Annotated in this window: 7 protein-coding genes; 4 read left to right on the top strand and 3 right to left on the bottom strand. The window is 30.6% G+C overall.

From position 1 onward, the window contains the following. The first annotated feature begins 178 nt into the window (after nt 1-178). Nucleotides 179-2,629 carry a TonB-dependent siderophore receptor gene (locus tag FEM21_RS07750; protein ID WP_081824667.1) on the top strand — a complete coding sequence of 817 codons (2,451 nt, stop codon included), beginning with the start codon at nt 179-181 and terminating at the stop codon, nt 2,627-2,629. A gap of 148 nt (nt 2,630-2,777) precedes the next feature. On the opposite strand, the gene FEM21_RS07745 is transcribed toward FEM21_RS07750, so the two are convergent. The 3 genes from FEM21_RS07745 to FEM21_RS07735 all read right to left on the bottom strand — a co-directional run bounded on the left by FEM21_RS07745 (nt 2,778) and on the right by FEM21_RS07735 (nt 5,868). Then, nucleotides 2,778-3,728 carry an energy transducer TonB gene (locus tag FEM21_RS07745; protein ID WP_035659320.1) on the bottom strand — a complete coding sequence of 317 codons (951 nt, stop codon included), beginning with the start codon at nt 3,726-3,728 and terminating at the stop codon, nt 2,778-2,780. Nucleotides 3,729-3,775: 47 nt separating this feature from the next. Beyond that, nucleotides 3,776-4,792 carry an energy transducer TonB gene (locus FEM21_RS16200; protein ID WP_081824666.1) on the bottom strand — a complete coding sequence of 339 codons (1,017 nt, stop codon included), beginning with the start codon at nt 4,790-4,792 and terminating at the stop codon, nt 3,776-3,778. Between the two features lie 65 nt (nt 4,793-4,857). After that, the gene (locus tag FEM21_RS07735) at nt 4,858-5,868 is read right to left on the bottom strand and encodes an energy transducer TonB (RefSeq protein ID WP_035659318.1); all 1,011 of its coding nucleotides are present in this window, start codon (nt 5,866-5,868) and stop codon (nt 4,858-4,860) included. 128 nt (nt 5,869-5,996) lie between these two features. Between FEM21_RS07735 and xrtF the strand changes: the two genes are divergently transcribed. The 3 genes from xrtF to FEM21_RS07720 are packed head-to-tail and all read left to right on the top strand — an operon-like array spanning nt 5,997 to nt 7,854. Beyond that, the gene (gene xrtF, locus FEM21_RS07730; RefSeq protein WP_035659317.1) at nt 5,997-6,533 is read left to right on the top strand and encodes an exosortase family protein XrtF; all 537 of its coding nucleotides are present in this window, start codon (nt 5,997-5,999) and stop codon (nt 6,531-6,533) included. After that, a complete protein-coding gene (locus FEM21_RS07725) occupies nt 6,523-6,966 on the top strand; it encodes an exosortase F system-associated membrane protein (RefSeq protein ID WP_035659316.1) in 444 nt (147 codons plus the stop codon). Before xrtF ends, FEM21_RS07725 begins: the two co-directional genes overlap by 11 nt. A 57-nt stretch (nt 6,967-7,023) precedes the next feature. After that, the gene (locus FEM21_RS07720) at nt 7,024-7,854 is read left to right on the top strand and encodes a restriction endonuclease (RefSeq protein WP_035659315.1); all 831 of its coding nucleotides are present in this window, start codon (nt 7,024-7,026) and stop codon (nt 7,852-7,854) included. The last annotated feature ends 7 nt before the right edge of the window (nt 7,855-7,861 follow it).

Here is a 7,861-nt window from a genome sequence, read left to right as displayed (position 1 = left end):
ATATAAATGATGATGAGTCAATTATTTTCTTCTTTTTTATTTTATTCGAATAATTCTCAATCTCTTAATTCATTTTAAAACTAAAATTAAAATTTTATTTATAACAAGTCTAATTTAAAACTATATATTTGTGAAATAATTAACAATAAGTATAGTATTAATTAACATCATTGTAAAAATGAATAAATTATTTTTTTTAAAAGTAAAAGACAAAGTATTTCGATTCGTATTAACCATCGGTTTTGTCATGGGACATTTAGTTGTTCTGGCTCAAAATGGAGGAAGTATTAGAGGAACAGTTAAAACAAAAGATGGAAAGCCAGCAGAATTTGTAAATGTTGCCATTGTGGGAGGAAAATCTGCTCAGGTAGATACTAAAGGGAATTATGTTCTTAAAGATCTTAGAGCTGGTAGATATACCCTAATTGCAAGTTACGTAGGTTTGGGTGAGCAAAAGCGCGAGATTGTAATAAATGAGGGAGAAAATCAAACACAAGATTTTATTCTTTTAGAAAACAATCAGCAATTAGAAGAAGTAGTGGTTAATGGAGGAAGAACAAATAAATTCTCAGTAAAAAAAACGACTACTGCTGCAAAAATGCCATTGGGTAACTTAGAAAATCCTCAAATATATACCACAATTCCTAAAACTCTTTTAACTGAGCAAATGGTAACTGAATTTAGTTTGTCGCTTAAAAATTCTCCGGGAGTTTATAAATTACAAAATAATAGAGGTATTAATAGTGATGGTGCTTCTTTTTATGCAATGCGTGGTTTTAGAACTGAAGCAGCTTTTGTTGACGGAGTTCCATCGCAAACTAATGGAGAAATTGAACCGGCAAATATTGAGCGTGTTGAATTAATTAAGGGGCCTTCAGGAACACTTTTTGGAGGAGCAGTAGTCTCTTTTGGAGGTTTAATTAATATTGTAACTAAAAAACCTTTAGATACTTTAGGAGGAGAAGTAAATTATACTACTGGTAGTTATGGATTAAACCGTGTAAGTGCGGATATTTATGGACCAGTTAATAATGAAAAGAAATTATTTTTTCGTTTAAATACAGCTTATCAAAATCAAAATAGTTTTCAGGATGCAGGTTTTAAAAGATCATTTTTTATAGCTCCTACAGTAGAATATCGTTCTAGTGATCGTTTAAATATTAGTTTGACAGCAAGCTTTTACTCACTTGAAGGTACCAGCCCGGCTACCATATTTCTTAACAGAGTACGTCCTTATATAGCAACTACTCCAGAAGAACTAAATTTTAACTGGAAAAGATCGTTTACAAGTAATGATTTGGTAATGAAGAATCCTACAGTAAATATTAAGGGACAAATCAATTATAAACTTTCAGATAATTGGAATTCACAAACAATCTATTCAGCTAACAGTCGTCGTTCAAACGGATTTTATCTTTATTCTTTTTTAAGAGGAGCTACGAGTGATGAAATGTTAGAACGTAATGTTTCATTACAAAATACAGAAAATACCGCAACAGATTTGCAACAGAATTTCATAGGAGACTTTAAAGTATTAGGTTTGCGTAACCGAATGGTAATTGGTCTTGATTATCTGAATCAGACAATTAATAATGATAATTCTCCTTACATCGTTTTTGATAATGTAAGCGGATTGAATCCAAGTGATGCAAATTATACTAAAATCTCTAAATCAGCCGTTGAAAGCAGACTTGCAGCATCTACAGCAGCGCCAACTAAGAATAATACTAAGAGTAATATTTATAGTATATATGCTTCAGATGTGCTAAATTTAACTGATAGATTAATGGGAATGTTGAGTCTAAGAGTGGATCGTTTTGAAAATCGTGGAACTATCAATCAAGCAACTGCGACTCTTGTGGCGAATTCTAAATATATGCAAACTGCTGTGTCTCCAAAATTTGGTCTTGTTTACCAAATTCTTCCGGATCGTATTTCTTTATTTGGAAACTACATGAATGGATTTGCAAACGTGCCACCAACAACGCAAACTGCACCAAACGTTTCAGGAACTTTTAAACCACAGCATGCCAATCAGTATGAAGGGGGAGTAAAAATGGATCTTTTTCAAGGGAAATTGAGTTTTACAGCTAGTTATTATGATATTTCTGTAAGTAATATGACTCGTCCTGAAGAGATAAATGTTGGAGGACAAAATTATGTGATTACTGTACAAAATGGAACACAAAAAAGTAAAGGGGTGGAACTTGAACTGATTGCAAACCCTATTGAAGGCTTAAATATTATTGCTGGTTACGGTTATAATGACAGTAAGCTTACAAAATCTACAACAGCACTTGAAGGAAGGCGTCCGGCATCAGCTGGACCGGCAACCCTAGTTAATTCATGGATTAGTTATGCTTTTCAAAAAGGAACAATAAAAGGACTTGGTATAGGTGCTGGAGCAAATTATATTGGAGATCATAAAAGTGGAAACTCAGCAACAACAGGCGTGTTTACTTTGCCAAGCTATACTTTAGTAACGGCTACCGTATTTTATGATAAGCCAAAATATCGAATTGGACTAAAAGTGGATAATCTTACTGATGAGCTTTATTTTACAGGTCAGGGAACTTTAACTGCACAACCGCCAAGGACTGTAGTTGCTGGTCTTACGCTTAAATTTTAAAGTTTAATAAATTATTATTTAAAAAAACACCACCGTTTTAGATTAGAATCTGAAACGGTGGTGTTTTTTTAGTTTAGTGCTATAGAATATTTTGAAATATTTAATTTGTTCGAGCTACTTATTTTTTAATCAATAATTGGAGTTTTAATTAGTTATTTTGATTACCATTATTTACTGAAATTGGTAAAGAATACAATACTCTGGTAGGTATCCCTCTCATTTTTCCTGGTGTCCATTTTCCATAAGTCAATAAAGCTTTTGTTGCTTCTTTAGCGGTGTCGTAACCAAGGTCTTTTAAAATTTTAATATCATTAATAGTTCCGTCTTTGTCAACAACAAAAGTTAGCTGTATTTTTCCTTTTATTCCAGGCACATCGGGAGTTTTAAAGTTTTTACCAATATGTTGATAGAAATCTGTAAATCCTTTTCTGGGAACAGGTTTTTCTAATAGCTCTTTGTAAGAATAATTGTTATTACTAGCATCAGTACTGACTCCTGAAATTAGTTTTCCATTTTTATACTTTTCTGTAAAAGTGTAGTTTCTCTTTAAGCTTTTACCTTCCCAGGTGCCTTGCTTTTCTCCATCTTTGATTTCTCCTTTTTCGTAGAATTCTCCTTCCGTTTCTTCCATTAAACCGTTACCATCTATTACTGTTTGATTTCCTTCTGGATTCCAAAATTGAAGTACTTTAGTTTCTGTTATTTTATTTTTGGCATCAAATGAAGTCTCTTTTTCTGATTTTTTACCGTTGTTTTCGTACCAGGAATATTGTTTTCCGCTTAGTTTATTGTTAACATAATTTGCTTCTTGTTTCTTATTGCCATTTTCATAATAATCAATGCGTAGTCCTTCAAGCTGTAGATTGTTTTTGTTTTTAGTTACGGCAGACATACTAATTTTTCCTGATTTGTAATATTCTGAAACAGCATAGACGTTTTTTTTAGATTGATAATCTTCAACTATTCGAGTGAATTGATAATTTTGTTCTGTTGCAATATTATGTAATGAATCAAGATAAAATACTTTGTCTCTGGAATTTTGAGCAAATAAAACAGAAGAGGCTAATAAAAAAGTTGTGATGAATAGGTTGGTTTTCATTTAATTGGTTTTTTTATAAGTAATTTGATTTTAAATTATTTTATGGTTTACCAGTGTGGATTTGTATTTCTTAACATTTCTGATTCGAAGGTAGGCTCCTGATTAGGATAATAGTTAGAAGAACCAGAAGAAGTCGTTATACTAATGGGTAAAGAATACAAGACTTTTGTATTAATTCCTCTTGCTTTTCCAGGAGTCCACTTTTCAGCTTTTTTTAATACACGTATGGCTTCCTGACCTGTACCATGTCCAAGATCCCTTAGAATTTTAAAATTACTAAGACTACCGTCTGTATCAACTATAAATGTGATATAAATTTTTCCTTTTAATCCTTGAATATTAGGAGTTCTGTAATTTCTTCCTATAAAACTATAAAAATCTCTCATACCTTTTGTATGGCTAGCTTTTTCCATTAGGACTTTATAAGGATGTTTGTTATTGTCTTTATCTGTGCTAATTCCAGAAATAAATTTTCCGTCATTATAGATTTCTGAAAAGCTAAAATTTTCTTTAAGATTTTTTCCTTCCCATACACCTTCTCGTTTACCAAGTTTTATTGGGCCTTTTTCATAAATATTTTCATCATCCTCTTCATATTGACCATTACCATCAATAACAGTTTGCTGTTTGTCTTTATTCCAAAAATGCACTATTTTGATAATTGGATTTTTATTGTCAGCATCCCAGCTTATTTCTTTCTCTGATTTAATTTCGCCATTCTCATACCATTCCAGTTGTTTTCCGTTTAGGTTATTATCAATATAATTTGATTCTTGTTTTTTATTTCCATTTTCATAATAGTCTAAACGAGGTCCTTGAAAATAAGGTTTCTCTTTTCTTGATGAAATAGCTTTCATGTTTATTTTTCCAGACCGATAATATTCTGTGAAAATGAATAGGTTGGGTTGATTTTTGTAGTTTTCTACAACTCGTATGTATTTATAATTTTGTTTGTTGGTTGGATTATGTAAAGAATCCAGATTATAACGGGTTGGTTCAATAATTTGTGAATATGAAATTATTGAGGCCAAAAGTAGTAATGTGGTTAGTAGGTTGGTTTTCATTCAATTGTTTTTGTATATTTTAACAGTGAGGATTTTTCGACGATTATAATTTATAGGAATAAGTTTTATTTATTTTTTATAGCCAATGGAATAGAATATTGTGCTTTTGTGGGTATACCTTTTATTTTTCCTGGGATCCATTTTCCGTAACTAGAAATGATTTTGATCGCTTCTTCTCCTGTACCATAGCCTAAATCCTTTAAAATTCTAAATTCACCGAGATTTCCTTCTATGTCAACTACAAATCTGATATATACTTTTCCGTTTAATCCTTCAATTTTTGGAGCCTTGTAATTATTTCCTATATATTGATAAAAATTTGTCATTCCTTTTAGAGGAATTGGTTGTTGTGAGAGTTCTTTGTAATCATATTTATTGTTGTTTTTGTCTGTACTAATTCCTGAAAGTAATTTTCCTTTTTTATAGTTTTCTGTATAGCTGTAGTCTTTTTTTAAATTTTTGCCATTCCATATTCCTTCTTTTTCTCCGTTTTTTATTTCTCCTTTTTCGAAGAATTCTTTATCTGTACCTTCCATTTGACCATTGCCATCTATCACTGTTTGATTTCCTTCAGTATTCCAAAATTGAAGTATTTTAATTTCTTCCGTTTTGTTGTCAGAATTCCAGTTCACTATTTTTTCTGATTTCTTTTGATTGTTTTCGTACCATTCTGTTAATTGGCCAGCTAGTTTATTGTCTGCATAGTTACATTTTTGTTTTATATTACCGTTTTTATAGTATTTTATTTGAGTACCATTAAGTTTATTATCAATATAATTAGATTCTTGTTTCTTGTTTCCGTTTTCGTAATAATCAATGCGTAGTCCTTCAAATTTTAAGATGTCTTTGTCATTTGTGAGCCCCGTCATACTTAATTTTCCAGATTTATAATATTCAGAAACGGTGTATAAGTTTTTAGGACTTTTATAATTTTCTATTATTCTTATGTAAGAGTAGTTTTTGTCCGTGCTCGGAATATGTAGTGAATCAAGTAAGATAGTTTTATTCCCATTTTCTTGTGCAAATAGTGTTGTTACGAATAGTAATAATACGTTGGTTAAAAGTATGTTTTTCATTTTGGTTAATTTATTGGTTTTGGTTTTTCAAATATAACGAAATGTATTACAGTAATATACTACAGGAGTCAAATTTATTTTGAATTGTAATCGTTGATAAAATTGTATAAATTTGAAAAACTCAAAATTTGAAAAAATACCTTATTCTATACCGTCCATTTTTGATTTTCCTGGCTAAGTTTTTCCTGACTTATCTAGTTTTGAGTTTGATTTATCATGCCTATTTATCAAGTTTCAATGAACAAGCTGTTGATGGAATTACCCGGCTTGTGACAAAAAATACTGCACAGTTTTTTTCTTTGTTTAATGTTGATTTTTATGCAAAAGAAATTTCGAATGCTTCTTATCTTATGCTGTATTACAATCAGCAATTAATGGCTAGAATGATTGAAGGTTGTAATGCAATTAGCGTTATTATTTTGTTTGTTTCCTTTGTGGTTTCTTTTTCAGGAAAATTCAAAACTACTTTACTTTTTATACTGGGCGGAAGTGTTTTTGTTTATATTTTGAATGTAATTCGGATTGCTTTGCTTTGTATGGCTTTATATTGGTTTCCTGAACAGCGGGAACTCTTGCATGAAATAGTTTTTCCGCTATTTATTTATGGCGTAGTTTTTATTTTATGGGTAATTTGGGTTAATAAATTTTCATTGTATGCTAAATAAAATTTATACTCACGGTCAAAAACTAATACTTGCAGCAGGATTGTTATTCTGTTTTGTATTAGTTCGTTTTTATGAAGATGAATTGTTTTATGATCCGTTTCTGAATTATTTTAGAGGGGATTATAACCAAATGCCGTTGCCTGAGTTTGATTTTTCAAAATTGTCTTTAAGTTTATTGTTTCGATATACAGTGAATATGTTGATTTCTTTAGGGTTGATTTATGTTATTTTTAAAGACAAAATGATGGTTCGTTTTTCCATTTATATATATATCATCGCTTTTTTTGTCTTGATTCTTTCGCTTTTTTTAGTGCTCCATTATTACGGCGCAGATAATAATTTTTTAGTATTCTATATTCGAAGATTTTTAATTCAGCCATTATTTGTTATCCTTTTTATTCCTGCGTTTTATTATCAAAAGAGAAATTCCTAGTATTTTTTACGTAACTTTAAAGGAGTCTTTTTAGTTATAATTAGTAATTAATACGATATGAGAGTTGTAAAACATTCAGGAGAAGTGGTGAGTTTTAATCCTGAAAAACTCATTGCGTCTTTATTAAAATCAGGTGCCGATAAATTTACTGCCGAAGCCATTCTGAAAGAAATTACCAATGATATTTACGAGGGAATTTCGACCAAAAGTATCTACAAAAAAGCTTTTGCATTGCTGAAAAAGCATACTCATTCTCATGCTGCACGCTACAATTTGAGAGCAGCAATACAAATGTTAGGACCAGAGGGGTTTTATTTCGAAAAATATATTGCTAGACTTTTTGAAGCAGAAAAATATGAGACAAAAACAAATGTGATTTTACAAGGCAATTGCGTTATGCATGAAATAGATATTTTGATTAAGAAAAATAACGAAATTGCTATGGTTGAATGTAAATTTCACGGTGGAGATGTCGCTGCTTCAGATGTAAAAGTGCCTCTGTATGTGTTTTCGAGATTTAATGATCTGCGAATTAATAATTATTCACTTTTTACCAATAAAGAAAAAATAACCAATTGCTGGATTGTTACCAATACCCGATTTACGGCTGATGCAATCACTTTTGCAGCATGTTCAGGAATTAATTTATTGAGTTGGGATTATCCCGAAAAAGGAAGTTTAAAATCCCGGAATAACCAGGATTGTTTGTATCCTGTGACTTGTTTAACGACTTTAGCCAGAGTTGAAAAAGAAAAACTATTGTTGCTAGATATTATTTTGGTAAAAGAATTAGTAAATAATAGTGAAGATTTGAAAAAAATAGGAATAAGTCCTAACCGAATTAAAAATGTTTTAAAAGAAGTGGCAGAACTGTGTAAGTGTTATTAATTTAAAA

It is taken from the genome of Flavobacterium seoulense, from assembly GCF_000695795.1.
Lineage (GTDB): Bacteria > Bacteroidota > Bacteroidia > Flavobacteriales > Flavobacteriaceae > Flavobacterium > Flavobacterium seoulense.
This window is presented reverse-complemented; position numbering and strand designations above follow the sequence as displayed.